Raw genomic sequence first — 22,267 nt, 5'->3', positions numbered from 1 at the left:
CGCCCCGCCGCCGACCGTCCAAGATCAGCGGCAGATGTGCCTAAGTCTTCCTCAAACCTAAACCGGACAGCCGTGGGACAAGCCCGGGCATGACGATCTCTTGGAGCAATGGGAAAAATCAGAAGAGCCGTTCAGCTCCCCGCCGTCTCGCCTTCGGTGCGCGGCTCGGCGATGTCGCTCTTCGTTTTTGCAGCCGCGGCCGCGATGCGGTCGGCGAGGCCGGCGGGTGCCCGCACCGGGGGAGCCGCGAGCGCGTGGCGCAAGGTGCGCATCTCTTCCAGCAAGGCCTGGGCGGCGGTGGAACGCGCGAGCAGCTCTTGCGCAGGCAAGCGCCGATCGTCGGGCCAGAGGGAGAGATCCTCGCCCAGCCGATCGATCAGTTCCTCAAACTCGGTGACGTCCATCGCCCGCCGATCCCGCCTCGGTCAGGCCCGTCATAAAGCATCGCAGGTGCGGCGGAAACCGATTTCCGGCGGCCTCACGCGCCAAAAGTGCCCGGGCCACTACGGAAAGAGGCCCAAACTGCGGAGCAACGATCGGCGGGACGCTTCGACGACCCGCCGCCCCTCGCCTTTCAGCCCGTGCGGGCCGAATCGACCGGCGCGGCCTTGCCGGTCCGCACCGTCGCGTCGACCTGCTCCCAAGCCTCTCGCAGTTCGGTCACGGCCGCGATGATGCGCTGAAAGCTCTCCCGCGCATGCGGCCGGCCGAACGCCTTGTGGCTCGCCACGATCAGGCTGCTGTAGGTCTGGAACAACCGCTCGGCCACTGCCCGACCCTTGGCCCCACCCTTGGTGAAGTCGAGATTATGGCTGAGCCCGCGCAGGATCGCGGTCGCCTTCAGCAAATAGTCGTGCGCCTCCTCGAAGCGCCGCGCTTCCTGCGCGGCCAGCGACTTCTGGAAGAAGGTGATCGCGCCGCCCAGCAGCATCGAGATCGCCTTCAGCGGCGGCACGCTGGTGGCCGCGCCCCGATAGGCCTGATTGGCCATGTACGCCATCGGATTATGCATCATCAACTACTCGAGCTGGAGTTAAGCAAGGCCTTGAGATAGGTGAGCGTGTTGTTCGCGCTCGTGATCGCGGCCTGGTAATTCGCGTATTGGGTCTGGAGCTGGGTCTGGTAGGCCGACGCGGCGCTCTCGATGTCGTCGACCTTCTGCTGAAGCTCGGTGTCACGATCGGTCAGGTTCGTGATCAGCGTCTGCAGCGAGCCCGAGCTCGACGAATAGGTCTTGGACAACTGATAGAGCTGGGTGGCGATACCCGATGTCGAGGTCACCGTGATCGACTGCGACGTCGACCCGGAATAGCTGAAGGCCATGCCGGCATAGGCCGTTCCGGCCGCACCGATGATCGTCGTGCCGCTGACCGTGAACAGCGAGGAATCGCCGGCGACCGAGGCGGAGGTGAGGTTTCCGGACGAATCCACCGTGAGATCGAGCGTGAAGGATTGCGGCGAGGTCCCGGTGTTGACGACACTGAGCTGGCTCGACGAAGTCTTGGTCTGCGCCGACAGCAGCGTCGTGACACCGCTCAAATTCGTGCTGAGGACGTTGGACAGCGTCGAGGTGTCGAGCTCGAGCTCGTTCTTCTCGTTGAAGGACAGGCCGAGATCGGCCATGGTGAGGCCCCCCACCGTGCTGTTGAGCGCGTTCTGGAGCGAATCCATGATGTCGCGCATGGTGCCGTCACCGAACAGCACCGCGCTCGAATCCGCCGTGCCGTCCGAGGCGGTCGCCTGCTGCGCGATCACTGCATCGCGGAACGTGTTGTAGTTGGTGACGAGGTTCTCGACCGCGGTTTCGATCTGGCTGGTGTCGGGCTCGATGCTGATGCTGAGCGACGTTCCGCTCGGCGTCGTCTGTAGCAGGTTGAAGGTCACGCCGGTGAGCACGTCGGTGATGTCGTTGGTATCTCGCGTCATCGAGATGCCATCGAGGGAAAATTCGGCCGCCTGCGACGTCTGCAGCACGTCGGCAAAGGCGCCGGTGCTGTCGGTCACGCCGAGTTCGTTCAGAATGTCGTCGCCGGACGTGCTGGAATAGCTGATGTCGGCGGCATCCTCGGTACCGGTCAGCACCATTTCATATGACCCGCTCGACACCTGAACGATCGAGGCCTGCACATTGGTGGTCGAGGTCTGGGCGTTGATGGCGTCGACGACGTCCTGCAGCGACATCGTGCTGGTAACGGTGATATCGGCGGTGCTGCCGCTGCCGAGCCCGAGGGAGAACGTGCCGGAATAGCCGAGCGCGCTGGTCTGGCTCGACTGCGAGGTGCCGACCACCTTCTGCGCGGTCGCGACCTGGCTGATGGTCAGCGTGTGGTCGCCGGTCGCCGCGCCATTGCTGACGGACATCGAGAGCGCGGAGGACGCGCTCACGTCGCCGGACGAACTGATGGTTGCCGCGCGCGTGGCGAAGGCGTTGGTCGCGAGCGAATTGACGACGGCGGTCGCGAGCGAGGACAGGCCGCTGGAGAGCGTCGAGAGATCGGTCTGGAGCGTCTGGTAGGCGGAGACCTTGGCCTCGTTGTTGGTGATCGAGGTGGAGATCGTTGTCGCTGCCGTCAGCTTGGCGTTCACCGCGGCGGTGATCAGCGCGCTCCAGTCCACGCTGGTCGACGTCGTCGTACCGGTCGTGGTCACCGTGGAGGCGCTCGACGCGCTCGTGCTGGCGTTGCTGTTGGTGCTCGAACTGACTGACGTCACTGTGCTGCCCGATCCATTCCAGGGTGAACCGGGCCGGCATCATGCCGGCCCGGATATCACTGGCCTCAGCGCTTAGCCGAGCAGCTTGAGCAGGTACTGCGGCATCTGGTTCGCGGCGGATTCGGCCGACACCGCGGCCTGGGTCTTCACCTCGGCCGAGGATAGCGTGGCCTGCTCGGCGGCGATATCGACGTCCTTGATCGCCGAGTTCGCCGACTGCAGGTTCTGGGTCTGGGTCGAGATCGAGTCGGACGAGAAGTTGAACCGCGATTCCTGCGCGCCGATGCTGGCGCGGGCGGCCGAGACCGTGTCGATCGCGGTATCAAGCGTGTCGAGGGCCGAGGCCGCATCCGAGAGCGAGCTGACGTCGAGCGACGAAACACCGAGCGAGGACGCCGTCAGGCTGGTCAGCGTGATGGTGATGGTGTCCGAGCCCGAGGAGCCGACCAGCACCGAGACGCCGGAGGCAAACACGCTGGAGCCGTCGAGCAGGCTCTGGCTGGAATAACGCGTGCCGCTCGCAATCGAATCGATTTCACTCGTGAGCTGCGTGAATTCCGAGTTGATGTAGGCGCGGCTGGAGTCGGTCGTGGTGCCCGAGGCCGATTCGGAGGCCAGCGACTTCATGCGCGCCAAAATGTCCGAGATATTGGAGGCGCCGCCGTCGGCGGTCTGCAGGATGGCCGTGGCCTGCGAGGCGTTGGTCGCAGCCTGCTGCAAGGTCGTGACGTCCGACGAGATGCGGGTCGAGATCGCGAGGCCGGCGGCATCGTCGGAGGCGGAGGTGATGCGCGAGCCGCTCGACAGCTTGGCCAGCGCGCTGCTCTCCTGCGCGGAATTGATGTTGAGGTAGCGGACCGCAGAGTTCGCCGCGGTATTGGTGGAAATTGCAGGCATTGGAAACTCCTGTGCTGATGGGCATGGCGTGCCGCATCGTTGAAGACGATTGACGACGCGGACCGCAGCCCCGTCCGTTCGCTCAAACGGGCGAGCGCAAGGAGATCAGGCGCGAAAATTCTCGCGCGCAGAATTTTATGGTTAGCAATCGGTGAACGCGGTCCGGATGTCGCGTTCGTGCTTGCGCAGCAATTGGCGTAGCTGCTGACGTCCGCGCTTGAGCAGGGACTCCACTGCCGCCACCGTGGTGTCCATGACTTGGGCGATCTCGCCGTTGCTCATGTTCTCGTGGTACGAGAAGATCACCGCGATGCGCTGCTGCTCGGGCAAGCGTTGCATCGCGAGCTCCAGCATACCGTTCAATTCATTCCGCTCGATGAGCTCGACGGCACCGGGTTGGCCGTCGGCGACCTCGGGCACGGTTTCGACATTCTCGTTACGCGGCTTGCGGCGCAGATCAATGCAGCGGTTGGAGATGACGCGGTAAAGCCACGTCGAAAACTTCGCGCGGCCATGCTGCCAGCGCCCGCGATGGCTCCAGATCTTGAGCATGGTGTCCTGCACCACGTCTTCGGCATCCGCGGCGTTGCCGACGATGCGTAGCGCGATCGCGTAGGCGCGATCGATGTGACGCTCGACCAGCACGCGGAACGCGGCCTCGTCGCCGGTGGCGAGCTTGTCCAGGAGTTCGCTGTCCTCGTCGAAGACGATGTCGGCAGCGACCGGCGTGCTGTCCGGCGCCAGCGGCACCGATGGCGTCACGGGCACGATCTCGTCAACCGGCAGCGCCGTCGTGATCTCGGCCTCGGCGGGAGCCCAGACATCAGCAGCGTAACTCATCCCGCAATCTCCAACCCGCAATGCCGGCGGCGCACATGCCGCACGGCTTCCAGGCGTTGAACGCGGAGCCAAAACAATCCAGGCGGAGAATTTTTGTTATTTTTCAAGATGTTAGCCGGTATCTTTTGCCGAGTGTCGGGCAATAATTGCCGGGCGCGCGCGTTCTCCGCGCTTCACACCTGCAATCATCACATCGTCTCGCGCCATGACGGATCATCCATCCTGAACAGATGTCGTTGAGAGAAAACGCTGACATTACGCTGCACTAGGTGATCAAACGCGACGCGCGCGATGCGCATCAAGAAGCGACTGTTTCCGAGTGTGAATGAACGCGAGACCACTTTCGCACCCGGCAATTTTTTCCGAATCACCATTTTCGAACCTAGCGATTTTTTTGAATCTGTCAGTCGCGACGAATGCGTTTTTGAATCGCGGGTAAATTTTTTTTGCGCCTATGACGCCTGACATCGCGATCGCGCACGTTAATCGATCCGATTGATGGGGAATCCTGGGATGACGATCGCAACCGCCGGCGCGAAGCGTCGCGCACAAATTGTTTCTGCTTGGTCGTTCGATGTTTTCGATACATTTCTTCTTCGCGCCTGCACGACGCCCGATGGCGTGTTTGAAAGGACTTACGAGCTGTCCGGCATTTCACGGACTTGTCCGAATATTTCCGCGAGTTTCGTTCAACATCGCATCCAAGCCGAAGCACGCGCGCGGAGAACCGCAAAAGAGAAGCGCGGCACAGGCGAAGTCCGCATCGATGAAATCTATTCCTATTTTCCGTTCAGGCTGTTCGGCCTCGCGCGCCGCCAACTGAACGACCTCGTCGAATCAGAGCTCGCAGCCGAGCTCGAGCTCTGTCGCGCCAATCCGGACATGCTTCGGCAATATCTGGACATGAAGCGTGCCGGCCACCGCGTCGGATTCATCTCAGACACCTATTGGGATTCCGATCGATTGGCGCGACTGCTGCGCGCATGCCGCCCCGACCTGAGATGGGACTTCCTCTACGCCTCCTGCGACCATGGCAGCGGCAAGAGCGAGGCACTTTTCGCAAGATATCTGACCGAGCAGGGCTTCGACGCCGGGGCCTCCTTTCACGTCGGCGACAACGACAGGGCCGACATCAAAGGCGCCAGGCGCCACGGCATTCACCCGCGCTATTATCCACAGGCGACCGCCCAATTGGCCTCGAAATTCCAGCGCGAGACTACGCTGCTCGAACTGTTATGCGCCGGCGCGCCATCCCGGCTCGATCACGGAGCGCGGACCTTGCGGCGCATGGTCGCCGCACGCAACGCCGAAAGATCTCCCGCCTTCCATCTCGGCATGACCGTGCTGGGCCCGGTGATGACGGCCTTCGACGCCTTCATCGCCCGGCGCTGCGCGGAGGTGGCGGGCCCCGGCCGAAAGGTCGCCCTCGCCTTCCTCGGCCGCGACGGCTTTCTGCCGCACCGGATCTGGGAGGAATTGCACGGTCCCACGTCGGCCTATCTCGAGATCAACCGGCGCGTCAGCCTGATCGCATCGGCCGATACCATGCAGCCGTTGGTCGATCTTCTCAGCAAGGTGTTGAAGATCGACGCGCCGACCTTCCGCGACATGATCAAGCTGCTGCCTCCGAAAGTCGCCATGTTCTTCGCTGGATATCCCGACGGAATCGCGCCCGGCGAGGATCTCGCCGAAGCCCTGCCGGAGCTGATGGACGCCAGCGAGATCGTCGGGCTCGCCGCCGATCTGCGGGCGCGGCTGCTTGCCTATCTGCGCCACACGATTCCTGGTTTCGACGGATGTACCGACCTCGTGCTCGCCGATCTCGGCTATTCCGGCAGCGTGCAGAAGGCGCTGCGCCGCGTCTTTGACCTGGCGGGCCTCGAGATCCGTCTCCACGGCGCCTATCTGATCTCGCTCGACGACGCCTTCGATGATGTCACCGACGAGGACAGCGCGACGGGCTTCATCTCGGACCTCGTGGTAACGCCACACGTCAAGCGCATGCTGATCCGCAACATCGCGCTGCTGGAACAGATCTGCTGCTCTGCCGATGGTTCGGTCCGCGACTATGACGGCGGCCAGGTGCTGCGCGAGATCAACCCGCGCCCCGCCAGCCAGATCGCGCTGGCTGCGGAGATCCAGGCAGGCAGCCTCGCCTTTGCGAAGAGCGCGGAAGATGTCGCGCTCGACTTCGGTCTCAGCCCCTATGCCACGCCCGACGTCGCCGCGCGCTGGTGCACGGCGACGCTGGCGCGGTTCCTGTTGTTGCCTGACGAGGACGAGCTGGCGCTGCTCGGCGGGTTGAAGCACGACGTCAATCTCGGCACCCATGCGCTGGCGCCGATGATCGATGGCGACTTCATTCGCCGGCAGATCACCGCCCGCGGCTTCTCCGCCGCCTGCACATCAGCTGCCCCGCCGATGTGGCTCGCAGGCAGCTTCGCCCGCCTGTCACCCTCGAATGCCTATCTCTACACGCTGTTCGGGGCCAACCGCCTGCCCGCCGATATCTTCGAGGAGAGTCCCTGCGGCCAGGTCCAGATCGGGCTGTTCCGCGCCAATACCGAGGCGACCCTGGAAACCGCAACCCTCTATCGCACCGGTCTCGGCGAGCTACGCCTGCGCATTCCCCTCTCGCGCACCATGGGCATCGCGATGATCGCGTTGCCGCTGCCGAAATTCGCCAAGGAAGGCCTCCTGCATGGCGTAACCGTCCAATCCGCCTACGACGTCAGCGACGCCGCCGAGAGCCAGGATGTGACCGGTATCGCCGCCGACAGTCTGATCTATGCGGGCGTCCAGCGGAACGGTTCGCATTATCGCGTCGAGAATGACGACGCCTGCCTGCTGATTCCGACCGCCCCGATGACGCAGGACATCGCGATCTATTCGGTTGCAATCACCCCGCTCGGTTCCGGCCCCAAATAGTGCGCCTGATCGCGCCAGCCCGGCCGTTGAAGTCCAAGGGCTGACCGGCGACGCGAGGGGGCACGGAATTGACGGACGGGACGCATGCGAACCTTGATGACCTCCTGCGATCCGGCGGCATCCGGCTTGGCCGGGCGCAGCGCGATCGCCTGGACTGGCTGACCGGCCAATATGGCGCGCCCGCACTGGATGACCTTACCGGCGGCCGGCGCAGCGGCGTGATCATCCTGAAGGAGCCGCCGAGCGGCGCGGCGGCGGAGCTGTTCTACCGCTCCCTGAATCCCGGTTGTGCCGTCGTCATTCCCGCAAGCGAAAATCCCGGCTTCGACTTCCTGAAGTCCAAGCTGACCGAGTACGGCACAGTCGGCCCCTGCGGCGCCGACGGCCCGCATGAATTGTGGTGGGGCGGCATCGGCTGGTCGAAGTTCCTCAGCGCTGCCGATGCATTCGTCGTGCGCCCGCGGATCGTTTCCTGCTATCCGCGCGGCGGCGACGCGACCGCCGCCTTTGCACTCCGGCAATCGCTCGAACGGTTCGATCTCGCCTGTCATATCGAACCGATCGATACCCAGCTCGGCGATCGCCTGCTCTGTTTCGAGAAAGCGGAGTTCCTGCTGCGAATGTGGAACAAATATCGCGAGCCCCTGCTGTTCGTCGAAGCCGGCGCCGTGGCCCGCGAGGCGCCATTGCTGCCGTCCTTCCTCGGCTGCGACGTCGCGCTCCACAAATGGAATCGCTGGGAGATGTCGGCGCGCACGCTCTATCTCGGTCGCACCAGGGCTGCGGAGATGCTGCTGCGAGCCTGGCAGCATCTCGCGGCGTCCTACCCGGCGATCTGGGAGGGCTATTTGCTCGACCAGGCCTGGAGCCTGACCTCGTCGCAGGTGCCACTCGACACGGTGTGGCTGCCGCGGTCCTATCACGCGCTCGCAGGCGATCTCGGCGCGATGCGCGCCACGGTTCTGCATAACCAGCCGACGACGACGCTGGAGCTCGGGCCAGATCCCGCTTTCGCCGCTCTCGTGCGGACCGCCCGCCGCGCCGGCCGCACCGGCGCGCGCGATGCTTTCATGGTCATGACGTCGAAGGCCGAGGCCGGCAAGGGCATCGCCGTGATCCTGCGCGACATCTCGGCCAGCGACGCCGGCGCGGTCGCCGCCACCGTCGAAGCCGTGACCGGCGCTTATGCCGCCGATTGCGGTGGCTTTGGCCGCTTGGAATTGTCGCTCTGCGCCTGGCAGGACGACGTCGGCGCTGCGCGCGATGCGGCTGCGCTGGCGCGCTACCGCATCCTGGAGATCGCGCCGGGACAGCACATCGCCAACGACTTCTTCGCCCACCACGCGGCCGACGACGCCGTCATGACCGCCCGCCATCTCTTCCCCTGAGGGACATCAGACGATGCTCAAGACCATCATCCTGCTCACCGATACCGTGCAACAGCAGCAGCCGCTGGCCAATCTGCTTCGTGAGCACAATCGCGAGCTCGCCTTCTGCTCCGCGCTGTGTGCCCAGGACCTCAGCGCCATCGATCCGGAGATCTTGAGCGAGGCGCGTTTGGTGTCCTTTGCCGCCGACGTCGCCGTCCCCGAGAAATTCCTGCTGCAGCTCGGCTATGGTGCTTACAAATTCTATGCCGCAGCAACGCAATACCCGGGGCTGCCGACGGTGCCCGACGAGAGCGATGAGCCTCCGAGCTGCTATTCCGTGATCGCGCAGTCGATGATGATCTGGCCGGATTTCAAGAAGGTCGTGGGCCTGGAAACCGTAACGATCCCGGATGGCACCGCCGCCGCCGAACGTGAGCGGCTGGTATTCACCCGCCTCGCCCATTTGTTCTGGCGGATGTCGATCATGATCGCGGGCGAGGTGACGGACCTCCCCGGGATCATCGGATCCACCGAGAGCCAGCGGCCGACGCTGGCCATGATGAACTGAGCTAGCGCGTAGAGCCGCGGAGCCGCTCCGACAACACATCGTGGTGCTCCGGTGCCGCGATCGCAATCATGCGGCGCGCGCGCTCGGCAAGACCGCAGCCACGCAGCTCGGCGACCCCCCATTCGGTGACGATGGCATCGACGTCGGCGCGGGGTGTCGTCACGGTCTCCACATCGGCAACGATCCGGCTGGTGCCGTCCGATGCCGTCGCCGGCAGCGCGATGATCGCCCGTCCGCCGGCGGACACATTGGCCCCGCGGACGAAATCGAGCTGTCCGCCGATCGCCCCGATTGCAACGCCGTTCAGCGTCTCGGAATTCACGCTGCCGTCGAGCCCAACCTGAAGCGCCGAATTGATCGCGACCAGCCGGTTGATCCGCGCCAGCACGCTTTGGCCGTGTGTATGCGACGTCGGCCGCACCGCAACCGCCTTGTTCTCGTGGACCCAGCGATAGAGCCGCCTGGTGCCGATCACCTGGTTGGTGACGGTGATCCCTGCATCGATTCCCTTCTCCGCATTCGTGACCGCGCCGCGCTCGATCAGATCGACGACGGCGTCATTGATCAGGCCGGAATGAATGCCGAGATTACGCGCGTGGGAGAGCGAGGAGAGAATCGCGTCCGGAATGCGGCCGACGCCGAACTGGAGCGTGCTGCCATCGGTGATCAGACCCGCCGCATGGGCCGCGATGCGCCGCGACACATCGTCCAGAGGTGGGGACGCCAATTCAACGGGGGAATGGCGAGCGGCCACGCGCGTATGGATCGGAACATCCTCCGGCCATTCGGCTCCGAACGTGAAGGGGGTATCCGGATTGATCTCGGCAATGACGAGACGTGCGCCGCGCGCGGCATCGATGACGTAATCGTTGGAGAGGCCGGCACTGAGCCGGCCGTCGCCGGCTTCGGCGAGTTGCACCAGAACGACATCGGCCCGATGGCGGTGCGCGGCGAAGTCGGCACAGAAGGCGCTATAGTTGCTCGGGATCACATCGAGCCGCCCAACCCTGGCCAGCCGCCGCGCATGGCCGATCACGCCATAACTCTGGAAAGAGATGTTGGGCGCGCAAGACCCGGAGAACGTCTCCGAGAAGATGGGCCCGACCATCATCCGGAATGCCGGCAGATCTTCCGCCTGGGCGATCAGAGCTTCGGTCAAGGTGACCGGCTCCGCCGTCGCCTGGCCGCACACCACGAGATCGCCGTCACGGATCAGGTCGGAAAAATCGATCCGCGACGTGCGATCGGGCATCGGCATTGCTCCGAACAATCCGCAGGCACGCTAGTACGACTTGGCGAGCCCCAGCACCTTCTCCGCGATGAAGCTCAGCGCGAGCTGCGGGCTGACCGGCGCGATGCGCGGGATCAGCACCTCGCGCAAATAGCGCTCGACATGGAATTCCTTGGCGTAACCGAAGCCGCCATGGGTCATCACGGCCTGCTCGCAGGCCGAGAAGCCCGCTTCGCCCGCCAGATACTTCGCGGCATTGGCCGCAGCACCGCAGGGCATGCCCTTGTCGTATTGCCACGCCGCCGACATCACCATCAGCCAGGCCGCCTCGAGCTCGACCCAGTTGACGGCGAGCGGATGCTGGATGCCTTGATTCTTGCCGATCGGGCGGTTGAAGACTACGCGGGTCTTGGCGTATTCGGTCGCACGCGACAGCGCGAGCTTGCCGAGCCCAACGGCTTCTGCGGCGATCAGGATGCGCTCGGGGTTCATGCCTTCGAGGATGTACTGAAAGCCCTTGCCCTCTTCGCCGATGCGATCCTCCATCGGGATCTCGAAATCCTCGAAGAACAGCTCGTTGGAATCGACGATTTTGCGGCCCATCTTCTCGATCTCGTGGACCTTGATCTTGTTGCGGTCGAAATCCGTGTAGAACAGGCTGAGGCCGTGGGTGGGCGAGCGCACCTCCTCCAGCGGCGTGGTGCGCGCCAGCAGCAGGATCTTGTGCGCGACCTGGGCGGTTGAGATCCAGACCTTCTGGCCATTGACGATGTAACGGTCGTTCTTGGCGACGGCGCGGGTCTTGAGCTGCGTGGTGTTGAGGCCGGTGTTAGGCTCGGTGACGGCGAAGCAGGCCTTTTCGCGGCCCTCGACCATCGGCGGCAGCATGCGCTTGCGCTGCTCCTCGGTGCCGAACACGACCACCGGATTGAGGCCGAACACGTTGATATGCACCGCGGAGGCGCCTGACATGCCGGCACCGGACTCCGCAATGGTGCGCATCATGATCGCGGCTTCGGTGATACCGAGGCCGGAGCCGCCATAAGCTTCCGGCACACAGATGCCGAGCCAGCCGGCATCCGCAAGCGCCTTATGAAAATCATGCGGGAAGCCGCCGTCGTGGTCCTTCTTCAGCCAATAGGCATCGGGAAAGCCTTCGCAGATTTTTGCGATGGCGTCGCGAATGGCTTCCTGCTGATCGGTGAGCGCGAAATCCATGTTCTTGATCTCCTTCTTGGGAGCCGCGAGCTCCGATCTTAGCGCCCCATCTGCGAAGGCAGCCAGAGGATGATAGACGGAAACGCCACCAGGATCGCGATCGCGATCAGATGCGCAATGAAATGCGGGAAGGTGCCGTGGAACACCTCCGCCACCGGCCGCTTGGCGTAGCGGGCGACGATAAAGCAATTCAGCCCGACCGGCGGCGTGATCATGCCGACTTCGGCGGTGACGATCTTGATGACGCCGAACCAGATCGGGTCGAAGCCGAGCGTCTTGATCAGCGGCAGCACGATCGGCACGGTCAGCACCAGGATCGCAATCTGGTCCATGAACGAGCCGAGCACGATGTAGCCGCACAGGATGAGGGTGATGATCACCCAGCGCGAGGTCTGCAGCGAGCCGATCCAGGCGACGAGATCCTGCGTCACATGGGTGAGCGTAAAGAAGTAGCCGAAGATCGAGGCACCGACGAGAATCATGATGATCATGCAGGTGCCGTGGCAGGCGCGCAGCAGCGTCTTGTAGAGCGAGGTCGGCGTGATCTTGCCCTTGACGATCGCGAGCAGGAAGGCGCCGAACGCACCGAAGGCGGAGGCTTCGGTCGGCGTCGCGACGCCGAGATAGATCGTGCCTGTGACGATCGAGAACAGCACTACCATCGGCGAGACTTGCCAAAGCAGCGCGAACTTCTCGCGCCATGGCACCGATTTCGCGGCGGGCGCACGCGAAGGGTCCTGCCAGACCAGGAAATAGATCGTGGCCATGATGGTGATGGTGACGAGGATCGCCGGAATGATGCCGCTGATCAGCAGTTTTCCGATATTCACCTCGGCCAGCAGGCCGAAGATGACAAGCGCAACGCTGGTCGGCAGCAGCATCGACAGCGTGCCCGAGATCGCGACGACACCAGCCGCCATCTTCGGCTCGTAGCCCTGACGGATCATCGCGGGAAGACTGGTCGAGGACAGCGTCGCGGCGGACGCCGTCGAGGTGCCGCAGATCGCACCGAACCCGGCGCCGGCCAGTGCCGTCGCCATGCCTAACCCGCCGGGAACACGACCGACCCAGGCCGAGGCCGTCTTGAACAGATCGTCCGCCACGCCCGAGAGCAACACGAGGTCCGCCATCAGCAGGAACATCGGAATGGTAATCAGCTCGTAGGAGGAGACGGTCGAGAGCGGTGCGGTCTCCAGGATGCCGGACAGCGTCGGAAAGCCGCCGACCATGACGAGGCCGACCGAGCCGGAAAACGCCATTGCAAAGCCGACGGGCGTACCAAGCGCGAGCAGGCCGAACAGCAGAGCGAGAACGATGAGAGGTGTCATGGATGCCTGCCGTTACTCGAAGCCGCGCGCTTCGCCGATGCCCGTCACCGGCGGCAGCGGATAGAGGTCGCGTCCGCTGACGAGGCTCATCACATTGCCGATCAGCTGGAGCACCAGCCGCAGCACCAGCACGCCGCAGCCGAACGGCACCAGCGCCGCCGAAATCCAGGTCGGCCAGGGAATGGCGCCCGAGAGCACGTCGTGTTGCTCGTAATTCTCCAGCGCACGCGCGAAGCCGACTTTGCAGATCAGGGCGAACACGAACAGGCCTGCAAGCGCGGTGACGATCTCCGACAGTCGCCGCCCCGCCGGTGAGAAGCGCGACAACAAGATATCGACGCCGACATGCGCATGCTCGCGCAGCGCGTCCGACAGCGTGAAGAAGAACACGCCGGCGAGCAGATAGAGCCCGATCAGATCATAGGTGAAGGAGAACGGGCTGTTCAGCGCATAGCGCATGAACACGTCAGTCACGACCAGCACCATGATCACGAACAGGAACACCACCGCGATCACCGTCAGCGCGCGCTCCAGCACGCCGAGCACCTGCCCCGCCCGTTCGATCACCTCGCGCCTCCTTCTTGGTCTCGCAGATTACTTGCGGCCGGAAGCCAGCAGGTCTTCGAACTCCTTCAGCGCGGCGGAGGCCTGCTTGCCGCGGCTATCGAGACCGGCGGCCCATTCATGACCGACGCCCTTCAGCTTGTCCTTCATTTCGGCGCGCGTCGCCTCCGGCAGCGGATCGAAGGTGACGCCTTCGTCCTGCATCTGCTTCTTGGTGACTTCGCCTTCCTTGTCGACATCGGCGCAGGCCTTTGGCGTGATCGCCTCCGAGGCCTCGTTCATCGCTTTCTTCACGTCGTCGGGCAGCTTGTCCCAGACCGACTGGTTGATGGAATAGGCGACGATGAAGCTGCCGAAGCTGACGCCTTCGGTGGCATGCTTGACCAGCTTGTCGAGGCCGTATGCGACGACGCTGTCGAGCGGGAACAAGAGCCCGTCCATCGTGCCGCGCGAGAGCGATTCGTAGGCATCGGGAGCAGCCATGCGCACCGGCACGGCGTTGAGCGCGCGCAGCGTGAGATCCTGCGCGCCGCCGGTGGTGCGCAGCTTCAGGCCCTGCATGTCCTTGGTGGTCTCGACCTTCGACTTGACGGTCCACACCTGGTAGGGCGGCAGCACCACGGCCATCAGCAGCTTGATCTTGTTCGGTGCGTATTCCTGCTTGGCCAAAATGCCTTCACGTGCGGTCTTCCAGTAAGCGAGCGTGCCCTGGCAGCTGGTCGCGAATGCGCCCGGCAATTGCGCGACTTCCGACAGCGGCATCTTGTCCGAGACGTAGGACGGCCCGATGTAGCCGATATCGACGACGCCGGACTGCGTCAGCCGCAGCATGTCGGCCGCCTTGCCGATCTGCTGGTTCGGATAATAGGTGAAGGTCACGGCGCCATTGGTGCGCTTGGTGACGTCATCCATCCAGGGCTTGAGCATCAGGCGGACGAGATAATGGCCGGCGGGGAAGCTATCGGCGACCTTCAGCTCGAGCGCCTGCGCTGACAGCGTCGAGACCGGCAGCGACAAAGCGAGCACGGCTGCAGCCCGGACCAGATTCTTCTTCATTTCATTCTCCCTGACGCGTCCCACGCCGAAAGGCGGCAGCCATGCACTGCCAGCCGTTCGGCTCCTCGCCTATTTCTTGCTTGAGGAAAATGTACATATACATGAATTTATATGTCAAGTATATGAACTACGCATAGCCGCATGCACGAACACGCCAACGCGCGGAATTGACTCCGACAAACTGTGAACTTTAACTCCACGTATATGAATTAATCCCACGAGGCCTTATGGGACCGCTCGCCGGCTTCACCATTCTCGACCTGACCTCTGTGCTGATGGGCCCCTATGGCACCCAGGTGCTGGCGGACATGGGGGCAGACGTCATCAAGGTCGAAAGCCCCGAAGGCGACATCGTTCGCCAGATCGGCCCCGGCCGCACGCCCGGCATGGGCGGGATGTTCCACAATGCCAATCGCGGCAAGCGCAGCATCGTGCTCGATCTCAAGAAGCCGGAGGCGCGCGACACGCTGTTGCGGCTCGCCAAGTGTGCCAACGCGCTCGTCTATAATGTGCGCCCGCAGGCGATGGCGCGGCTCGGCCTCGATTACGAGACGCTCGCCGCAATCAATCCCGCTCTCCTCTATGTCGGCGCTTTCGGTTACGGCCAGTCCGGCCCCTATGCCGCAAAGCCGGCCTATGACGATCTGATCCAGGGCGCAGCGACGATCCCCACGCTATTGGCTGCCGCCGGCGATGGCACGCCACGCTACGTTCCCGTCACCATCGCCGACCGCATCGTCGGCCTGATGATGGTCAACGCCATCATGGGCGGGCTGATGCATCAACAACGCACCGGCCAGGGCCAGCGCATCGACGTGCCGATGTTCGAATCCATGGCTGAGTTCGTGCTGGTCGATCACCTCGGCGGCCTCACCTATGATCCGCCGCTCGACCATGGTGGCTATGTCCGCCTGCTGTCGCGCTATCGCCGGCCCTACAAGACCAGCGACGGCTATCTTTGCGTCCTCATTTACAACGACAAGCACTGGCGCAGCTTTTTCGAGACAATCGGGCAGCCGCATTTCCTCGAGCAGCCGCGCTTTGCGAACCACGCCGCGCGCACAAAACATATCGACGAGATCTATGAGGAGATCGGCCACATCTTCGCAACGCGTACCACAGCGGAGTGGCGCGAGTTGCTGGAGCGCGCCGACATTCCGGTGATGCCGATGCATACGCTGGAGACCGTCCTGGACGACCCGCATCTCAAGGCGATCGACTTCTTCAAAACGGTGGATCACCCCGTCGAGGGTCGCATCCGTCAGATGCGCGTGCCCTCGACCTGGAGCGTGACCCAGCCGGAGCCCGCCGGCCCGGCACCGACGCTCGGCCAGCATGGCCGCGACATTTTGCACGAGGCCGGTTTCTCCACTGAGGAGATCGAGCGGCTCGCAGAGCAGAAGGCAATTCACCTGGCTGCGCCGCCTTAAGCGGACGCGGGCCAAATCGCAACGATACAGGGAGGAAGCCGCGATGGCCGGACTTTATTTCGAAGACTTTTCGGTGGGCCAGGAGTTCAGGCATCCGCTGACCCGGACCGTCACGGAAATGGACAACACCATGTTCAGCCTGCTGACGCTCAATCCGCAGCCGCTGCATATCGACGCGCATTTCGCCGAAAAAACCGAGTTCGGCCAGCGCATTTTCAACAGCCTTTACACCCTCGGCATCATGATCGGCATGACGGTCTATGATACGACCATGGGGACAACCGTTGCCAATCTCGGCATGACCGACGTGACCTTTCCTAAGCCGGTCTTCCACGGCGATACGCTGCGGGCGACGACGAAGGTGCTTTCTTTGAGAGAATCCAAATCGCGGCCCAAGGCCGGCATCGTCGAGTTCGAACACCACGCCCTGAATCAGAACGACGAGATCGTCGGCAAATGCCGCCGCATGGCGATGATGCACAAGAGGCCGGTCTGATGCGTTCGATGCTGTTCGTGCCGGGCGATTCCCCGCGCAAATTCGAGAAGGCGAGCGAAGGCAAGGCCGACGCGCTGATCATCGACCTCGAGGACTCCGTCGTCACGGACAAGAAGCCTGAGGCGCGCGGACTGACGCTGACGATGCTGAAGAGCCGTCCCGGCCCGCACCTGCTTTATGTCCGCGTCAACGCGCTCGACACCGGCATGACGCTCGCCGATCTTGCCGCAGTGATGCCGGGCAAGCCCGACGGCATCGTGCTGCCGAAATCGCAAGGCGGCGACGACGTGCGGCAGGTCGCGACCTGGCTCGAAGCTTTGGAAGCTGCATCCGGCATCACGGTCGGCGCGACGCGCATCGTCTGTGTCGCGACCGAGACCGCCAGCTCGATCTTCGGCCTCGGCAGCTACAAGGACTGCTCCCCTCGCCTTGCCGGACTGATGTGGGGCGCGGAAGACCTCTCGGCTTCGCTGGGCGCCACCGAGAAGGCGTCGAACGGCGTGTTCCACAGCCCCTATCGCCTCGCGCGCGATCTCTGCCTGATGGCGGCTGCTGCGGCCGAGGTCGCGCCGATCGACACGGTCTATACCGACATCGACAACCTCGCAGGCCTCGAGCAGGAGACGCGCGCGGCGCGGCGCGATGGTTTTTCGGCGAAGGCGCTGATCCACCCGAAACACGTCGATGTCGTCAACGCGGCATTCGCGCCGACGGAGGCCGAGCGCAGCTGGGCGGAGAAGGTGATTGCGGCCTTCGCGAGCAATCCGAATTCCGGCACGCTGCGGCTCGATGGCCAGATGATCGACAAGCCGCATCTCCGCGCGGCGAAGAAGATCCTCGGCCAGCCTTAAGAAGCAGGAAACAAAGCCCACCATGATCGTTCGCCAAGCCGCAAACGTCCTGGAGATCATGGAATTCTTCGCGCAAACGAAGAAGCCGGCGACGCTTGCCGAGATCGCCGATCATTTCGGCTGGCCGCGCTCGTCGACCTTCAACCTGCTCGCGACACTGTCGGAGAAAGGCTATCTCTACGAACCGCGACCGCGCGCCGGGTTCTATCCGACGCCGCGGTGGCTGGCGATGGCAAGGATGATCTCCGAGGTCGAGCCGCTGCCGCCGTGGACGCATCAGCTGATCGCCGATCTCTCAGCAGAGACCGGCGAGACGGCATCCATCGTCGCGCCGGCCGGCGTCATGGCCGTTTTCATTGACGTCGTCGAGTCCCAGGCGGCGATCCGCTATTTCGCCACCATCGGCCACCGCGTGCCGATCCATGCCACCGCGAGCGGCCGCGCGCTGCTGCTGCAATATTCGCCTGACGAGCGCGACTCCGTCTATCGCAAGATCGAGTTCAAGCAATACGGCCCGTCGACGCCGATCAGCATCGAGGCGGTCGAGACCGAGCTGCGCAATTCGATCGCGCGCGGCTACTGCCAGAGCTTTGCGGATTACAGCCGCGACCTCGCCGGCGCTGCGATCCCGCTGCCGATCGGCGACCGACGGTTGTCGGTGGTCGTGGCAGGGCCGGAATTTCGGATTGGACCGAAGGTGGCCGAGGTCGCCGCGCTGATCGCGCGGACTGTGGACCGGCTGCGGCCGAAGACCACCGCGGCCTAGAGGATTTTCAGTCGAATCCCTGAACGGGTGGCGTCGTGGTCTCCGCTGGCGCAACTTGAGCCGGTTGCACCACGGGAGCGGCTTGGACCGGCGGATTGTTGGCCGCTCTCATTTGACCGTTGGCCTCCAACGCCTCGCGTGTGCGCGGCGGAGCACGGGTGACGGTAGTCCCGTACGCCTCACGACGCGGCGGCTGTCGGTGTCTTGCCGAGCGCGAACCTCCCACGCCCCATGACCGGGCGATTGAAGGACCGGCGGTATAGCCGATCACTGCGCCGGCAACGGCACCGACCGGCCCCAGCACGACCGCGCCGGACACGGCTCCGAGCGCCGCAGAGCCCGCGCGCTCCTGCGCGATGGCGCTTGCAGGCACGCTAGCCAGCATCGCGATGGCAGTGATCAGAACCTTCTTCATCAGAGCGCCTCCCTCACCGGAGATCACTCTGACTCAAATATGGCCGCACGAAGTTTGTCCGTTGCCCAACACGGGGCGGTGAGCGATGGAACTCCGGCAATTTAAAGGCTTGCACGCACGCTACGGCGCGACCTTGTCGCTGATGAATCCGTTGCCATCGAGCGCGCGACGGACCGTGCCATCCGCCTTGGCGCCATCCAGAAACTGCGCGGCCCAGGCCTTCGCGGCGGTCTTGCCCTTCGGCACGACCACAACCACGCCGGTCGACTGGATCACGTCATCCAATACCTTGGTCCCGGGCAGTTTCCGCGAGAGGTCCTCCAGCGCCCCCATGCCCATCGCCAGCGCATCGAGCTCGCCCTTGCCGATCAACGCGGCCGCCTCTTCCGGCTTGACGAACTTTGTCAGCTTCGCCTGCTTGATCGACTTCTCGACCGTCCGCGATGTCGATGTCCCCTCGATGCAGCCGACCCGCATACCCGCGCGATCGACATCCGCCGCAGAGCGAATGTCAGAACCGGCACGAACGAGATAGCCGCTCATATAAGCGACATAAGCAGGCCCCTGATCCACAAACACCTCACGCTTGACATCGGCCGGCATGAAGGAGAGATCCCAGACGTCCTTGCCGCTGGCAGCGGCGATCTCGTCCGAGCTCTGGTATTCGACGAGCTGCAGCGGAACGTGCAGCTTGTCAGCGGCAGCCTTTGCCAGCTCGACCGTGACGCCGCGCGGCTTTCCGGTGGAGGGATCGCGCGTCGTCCAGAACGCCGACGCGGCGGGGCCGACGGCCACCGCAACGCGGAGCGTTCCCGTGGGTGCGATATCGCTCGGCCCCTCCGCCTTCACATCAGGGGCTGCGGTCATAAAGAAGACAAATCCCAACACAGCAATCAAACCATGCCGTAGCATCTTGCGTCTCCAGGGTTGGACGATCACCGACAAGACGGCGGTACACTCCCTCGCCCCGTTGTTACGGGGAGAGGGTTGGGGTGAGGGGCCGCCTTCGCAAAGATGGTGATACATGGGCTCGCGGAGAGTCCCCCTCACCCGGAAATCGAGCTGTGCTTGATTTCCGGCCTCTCCCCGCAAGCGGGGAGAGGCGAAGAGAGGGCCGCTAGACGATCTTGATCGACATGTCCGGCAAGCCCTCGAGCTTGCACAACAGCACGTCGCCCTTCACGACCGGGCCGACATTCTCCGGCGTGCCGGAATAGATGATGTCGCCGGCCTTGAGCTCGAACGCTTCCGAGAGCTTTGCGATCTGCTCGGCGACGCTCCAGATCATCTTGCTGAGATCCGAGCTCTGCTTCACCGTACCGTTGATCGCGAGCGAAATGGCGCCCTTCTCGAAATGACCGGTCTTGCTGGCCGGGTGGATCGGGCCGATCACCGCGGCGTGGTCAAAGCTCTTGCCGATCTCCCAGGGCTTCTTCTCCGCGGCCATGCCGTTTTGGAGATCGCGCCGGGTCATGTCGAGGCCGAGCGCGTATCCATAGACATGGTCGAGGGCCTTCTCGGCCGGGATGTCGATGCCGCCGGATTTCAACGCTGCGACCAGCTCGACCTCGTGGTGATAGTTCTTGGTCAACGACGGATAAGGATGGTCGGCAATTTCGCCGATCGCAACGTTCTGGATCGCATCGGTGGGCTTCTGGAAGAAGAACGGCGGCTCGCGGTTCGGATCCGAGCCGCGCTCGATCGCATGCGCGGCATAGTTGCGACCGATGCAGTAGATGCGGCGGACCTGGAACACGCTCGTTTCTCCGACGATCGGAATCGTGATCATCGGCACCGGGAAGATCGGCTTGGGTGTGCCTTGCGCTGCCGCAGGAGGAGTGTCGGCGATGGTGGCGGCGGTCACCACGGCGGCGCTTGCGAGCAGATCGCGTCGCGTGGGTGAGGAGGTCTTTTTCATATCTTATGCTCCAAGGGACGGCCATTCGCGTCGGATCGACCGATAGTGGATCAGACATCTCCGGGCAACGCCTTTGGCCTCGATATCGCAGCGCATCATGCGGACGAAGCGTTAGGATCAGTCATTTGACAAGGCAACCGCCATGCAGGGGACCGGGTGGAGAATTCTGGATGTATCTGCGCGCGCGATCCGCGCCGCCGGAATGGCACTGCTTATCGTCGCGCTATTGCAGGGGACCGGCAAGAGCGCGGAGATCGTCGATCCCAAAGCAATGAGAGCGATCGGCACGATCGATCCGCGCTTCCAGTCGTACAACATCGAAATGGTGGAGGTGACCGGCGGACGATTCTGGAAACCCTATGCGCAAGGAGGCGGTCACAGCGATCGCTACGCTTATCGACCGCCGATCGATCTCGCTAGCACGCGCCTGCGCAAGCTGGCCGCGGCGCTCGGGCCGGCCTATTTGCGCGTAAGCGGCACCTGGGCGAATGCGGCCTTTTTCGCCGACACCGACGATCCGCCAGCCGCACCGCCTGCCGGCTTCGACACCGTGCTCAACCGTACACAATGGCGCAGCGTCGTTGACTTCACGCACTTCGCCAATGCGGAGATCGTGACGTCCTTTGCCGTCAGTCCCGGCAGCCGCGACACTGACGGCGCCTGGACGCCGGATCAGGCACAGCGCCTCGTCGATTTCACGCGATCGCTCGGCGGCCGCATCGCTGCCGCCGAATTCATGAACGAGCCGACGCTCGCGGCGGACAATGGCCCGCCGGCGGGATATGACGCCAATGCATACGGCCGCGACTTCAAGATCTTTCAGACATGGATAAAGCGAGCATCGCCAGAGACGTTGATCGCAGGACCTGGCTCGGTCGGCGACTCCGCCTCATCCTCGGCCACCGGCATCAACACGCGCGATCTGCTCGCAGCGTCGGGCCCGGGCCTCGATCGCGTCTCCTATCACCACTACAATACGCTCTCGCCTCGCTGCGGCGTGCACGACGATCCCGCCCAGGCGCTATCCGAGGACTGGTTTTCGCGGACCGACGCGGCGCTTGCCGTCCACCGCGGACTGCGCGACGAATTCGAGCCGGGCAAGCCGATCTGGGTGACGGAGACCGCGGATGCCGCCTGCGGCGGCAACCGCTGGGACAAGACATTTCTCGATACCTTTCGCTATCTCGACCAGCTTGGGCGGCTGGCGAGGGCCGGCGTTCAGGTGGTGATGCACAACACGCTCGCCGCCAGCGACTACGGACTGCTCGACGAAGGGACATTCCTGCCTCGGCCGAACTACTGGGCCGCCCTGCTCTGGCATCGGCTGATGGGAACGACCGTGCTCGACGTCAGCGCAGGTGCCGCGCCCGATCTGCATCTCTATGCGCATTGCCATCCGGGTCAGCGCGGTGCGGTGTCCATACTTGCGATCAACACGTCGCAGCGGACATCGCGCGCCGTGACGCTGTCAGCTCCCGCCGAACGATACACGCTGCATGCGGCCCGGCTCCAGGGCGCCATCGTGCAAATGAATGGCAAGACGCTCGCATTGAAGGCCGATGACAAGCTACCCCGGCTCGAGCCGCGAGCAGAGTCCGCGGGCACGATCCGACTTACGCCTGAGACCATCACCTTCCTGGTGTTTCCGGACGCGGCGAATCCCGCCTGCCGGTAGAGGC

At 63.9% G+C, this 22,267-nt stretch carries 22 protein-coding genes; 9 read left to right on the top strand and 13 right to left on the bottom strand.

Annotated features, from left to right (window positions below):
- Positions 1-131: 131 nt before the first annotated feature.
- The 3 genes from JQ587_RS34130 to fliD all read right to left on the bottom strand — a co-directional run bounded on the left by JQ587_RS34130 (position 132) and on the right by fliD (position 2,649).
- The gene (locus tag JQ587_RS34130) at positions 132-404 is read right to left on the bottom strand and encodes a hypothetical protein (RefSeq protein WP_212299095.1); all 273 of its coding nucleotides are present in this window, start codon (positions 402-404) and stop codon (positions 132-134) included.
- 170 nt (positions 405-574) lie between these two features.
- Positions 575-1,015 (bottom strand): flagellar export chaperone FliS, encoded by a 441-nt coding sequence (locus JQ587_RS34125; protein ID WP_212299096.1) that lies wholly within the window; start codon positions 1,013-1,015, stop codon positions 575-577.
- On the bottom strand, positions 1,015-2,649 hold the full coding sequence (gene fliD, locus JQ587_RS34120; RefSeq protein ID WP_349629552.1) for a flagellar filament capping protein FliD: 1,635 nt from the start codon (positions 2,647-2,649) through the stop codon (positions 1,015-1,017). The genes JQ587_RS34125 and fliD overlap by 1 nt, the downstream gene beginning before the upstream one ends.
- Between fliD and JQ587_RS36815 the strand changes: the two genes are divergently transcribed.
- Positions 2,549-2,788 (top strand): hypothetical protein, encoded by a 240-nt coding sequence (locus tag JQ587_RS36815; RefSeq protein WP_249154664.1) that lies wholly within the window; start codon positions 2,549-2,551, stop codon positions 2,786-2,788. The two genes, fliD and JQ587_RS36815, sit on opposite strands and share 101 nt — an antisense overlap.
- On the opposite strand, the gene JQ587_RS34115 is transcribed toward JQ587_RS36815, so the two are convergent.
- Entirely contained in the window at positions 2,785-3,609 is an 825-nt protein-coding gene (locus JQ587_RS34115) for a flagellin (protein WP_212299098.1), read from the bottom strand. The genes JQ587_RS36815 and JQ587_RS34115 overlap by 4 nt on opposite strands.
- Before the next feature lie 141 nt (positions 3,610-3,750).
- Positions 3,751-4,449 (bottom strand): RNA polymerase sigma factor, encoded by a 699-nt coding sequence (locus tag JQ587_RS34110; protein ID WP_212428273.1) that lies wholly within the window; start codon positions 4,447-4,449, stop codon positions 3,751-3,753.
- A 513-nt stretch (positions 4,450-4,962) separates the two neighbouring features.
- Between JQ587_RS34110 and JQ587_RS34105 the strand changes: the two genes are divergently transcribed.
- The 3 genes from JQ587_RS34105 (at position 4,963) to JQ587_RS34095 (ending at position 9,315) form a co-directional block, all read left to right on the top strand.
- Positions 4,963-7,377 carry an HAD family hydrolase gene (locus JQ587_RS34105; protein WP_212428272.1) on the top strand — a complete coding sequence of 805 codons (2,415 nt, stop codon included), beginning with the start codon at positions 4,963-4,965 and terminating at the stop codon, positions 7,375-7,377.
- A gap of 68 nt (positions 7,378-7,445) precedes the next feature.
- Complete coding sequence (locus tag JQ587_RS34100; protein WP_212428271.1) at positions 7,446-8,765, top strand: hypothetical protein; 1,320 nt, start codon at positions 7,446-7,448, stop codon at positions 8,763-8,765.
- A gap of 13 nt (positions 8,766-8,778) precedes the next feature.
- The gene (locus JQ587_RS34095) at positions 8,779-9,315 is read left to right on the top strand and encodes a hypothetical protein (protein WP_212428270.1); all 537 of its coding nucleotides are present in this window, start codon (positions 8,779-8,781) and stop codon (positions 9,313-9,315) included.
- Between the two features lies 1 nt (position 9,316).
- Here the strand turns inward: JQ587_RS34095 and JQ587_RS34090 are convergent, their stop codons facing one another.
- From JQ587_RS34090 to JQ587_RS34070, 5 genes are read right to left on the bottom strand one after another with little or no spacing between them, the layout of a single operon-like run.
- Positions 9,317-10,567, bottom strand: a complete 1,251-nt coding sequence (locus JQ587_RS34090) for an acetyl-CoA hydrolase/transferase family protein (RefSeq protein WP_212428269.1) — start codon at positions 10,565-10,567, stop codon at positions 9,317-9,319.
- 30 nt (positions 10,568-10,597) lie between these two features.
- Positions 10,598-11,764: an acyl-CoA dehydrogenase family protein gene (locus tag JQ587_RS34085; protein ID WP_212299104.1), complete on the bottom strand. Its 1,167-nt coding sequence runs from the start codon at positions 11,762-11,764 to the stop codon at positions 10,598-10,600.
- 38 nt (positions 11,765-11,802) lie between these two features.
- On the bottom strand, positions 11,803-13,092 hold the full coding sequence (locus JQ587_RS34080; RefSeq protein ID WP_212428268.1) for a TRAP transporter large permease: 1,290 nt from the start codon (positions 13,090-13,092) through the stop codon (positions 11,803-11,805).
- Positions 13,093-13,104: 12 nt separating this feature from the next.
- Positions 13,105-13,659: a TRAP transporter small permease gene (locus tag JQ587_RS34075; protein WP_212428267.1), complete on the bottom strand. Its 555-nt coding sequence runs from the start codon at positions 13,657-13,659 to the stop codon at positions 13,105-13,107.
- Between the two features lie 27 nt (positions 13,660-13,686).
- Positions 13,687-14,712, bottom strand: a complete 1,026-nt coding sequence (locus tag JQ587_RS34070) for a TRAP transporter substrate-binding protein (RefSeq protein WP_212299107.1) — start codon at positions 14,710-14,712, stop codon at positions 13,687-13,689.
- Positions 14,713-14,939: 227 nt separating this feature from the next.
- Here JQ587_RS34070 and JQ587_RS34065 point away from each other — a divergent pair, with 227 nt between their 5' ends.
- From JQ587_RS34065 to JQ587_RS34050, 4 genes are read left to right on the top strand one after another with little or no spacing between them, the layout of a single operon-like run.
- A complete protein-coding gene (locus JQ587_RS34065) occupies positions 14,940-16,142 on the top strand; it encodes a CaiB/BaiF CoA transferase family protein (protein ID WP_212428266.1) in 1,203 nt (400 codons plus the stop codon).
- Positions 16,129-16,638 (top strand): MaoC family dehydratase, encoded by a 510-nt coding sequence (locus JQ587_RS34060; protein ID WP_349629551.1) that lies wholly within the window; start codon positions 16,129-16,131, stop codon positions 16,636-16,638. The genes JQ587_RS34065 and JQ587_RS34060 overlap by 14 nt, the downstream gene beginning before the upstream one ends.
- Complete coding sequence (locus JQ587_RS34055; protein ID WP_212428265.1) at positions 16,638-17,489, top strand: HpcH/HpaI aldolase/citrate lyase family protein; 852 nt, start codon at positions 16,638-16,640, stop codon at positions 17,487-17,489. Before JQ587_RS34060 ends, JQ587_RS34055 begins: the two co-directional genes overlap by 1 nt.
- 22 nt (positions 17,490-17,511) lie before the next feature.
- Positions 17,512-18,255, top strand: a complete 744-nt coding sequence (locus JQ587_RS34050; RefSeq protein ID WP_212299110.1) for an IclR family transcriptional regulator — start codon at positions 17,512-17,514, stop codon at positions 18,253-18,255.
- A 7-nt stretch (positions 18,256-18,262) separates the two neighbouring features.
- Here JQ587_RS34050 and JQ587_RS34045 read toward each other — a convergent pair whose 3' ends face one another.
- The 3 genes from JQ587_RS34045 to JQ587_RS34035 form a co-directional block, all read right to left on the bottom strand.
- Complete coding sequence (locus tag JQ587_RS34045; protein WP_212428264.1) at positions 18,263-18,670, bottom strand: hypothetical protein; 408 nt, start codon at positions 18,668-18,670, stop codon at positions 18,263-18,265.
- Positions 18,671-18,790: 120 nt separating this feature from the next.
- Positions 18,791-19,537, bottom strand: coding sequence for a transporter substrate-binding domain-containing protein (locus JQ587_RS34040; protein ID WP_249154660.1), 747 nt, complete (start codon positions 19,535-19,537; stop codon positions 18,791-18,793).
- Between the two features lie 250 nt (positions 19,538-19,787).
- Complete coding sequence (locus JQ587_RS34035) at positions 19,788-20,588, bottom strand: fumarylacetoacetate hydrolase family protein (RefSeq protein WP_212428262.1); 801 nt, start codon at positions 20,586-20,588, stop codon at positions 19,788-19,790.
- A gap of 202 nt (positions 20,589-20,790) precedes the next feature.
- Here JQ587_RS34035 and JQ587_RS34030 point away from each other — a divergent pair, with 202 nt between their 5' ends.
- Entirely contained in the window at positions 20,791-22,263 is a 1,473-nt protein-coding gene (locus JQ587_RS34030) for a glycosyl hydrolase family 79 N-terminal domain-containing protein (protein ID WP_212428261.1), read from the top strand.
- The last annotated feature ends 4 nt before the right edge of the window (positions 22,264-22,267 follow it).

This window comes from Bradyrhizobium manausense (assembly GCF_018130615.1).
GTDB lineage: Bacteria > Pseudomonadota > Alphaproteobacteria > Rhizobiales > Xanthobacteraceae > Bradyrhizobium > Bradyrhizobium manausense_A.
Note: the sequence above shows the minus strand (reverse complement) of the source record. Positions and strands in the feature narration are given on the sequence as shown.